Genomic DNA, 239 nt, shown 5'->3' on the forward strand with positions numbered 1-239 from the left:
AACAGGGACAGCTGTAACAAGTGGCAGCATAACGATCAATCCAGGATCGGCCAATAAGTTTGTGATTACAGGATCCGGCACGCAAACGGCTGGAACGAGTCAAACGATTACAATCACGGCGAAGGATGCGAATGGCAATACGGTAACAGGATATACAGGCAGCAAGAGCTTAACGTTTAGTGGAGCGAATAGTTCATCGTCTCCAGTGACGGCACCAAAAGTAGGAGGTACAGACTTTG

General features: G+C 48.1%; 1 protein-coding gene. It reads left to right on the forward strand.

Features of this window, described 5'->3' with window-relative positions; translation table 11 throughout:
* On the forward strand, nt 1-239 hold a 239-nt coding region (locus tag SKC36_RS12380), incomplete at both ends, for a hypothetical protein (protein ID WP_459466085.1).

The sequence above is a fragment of the Aquirufa sp. OSTEICH-129A genome (assembly GCF_054558355.1).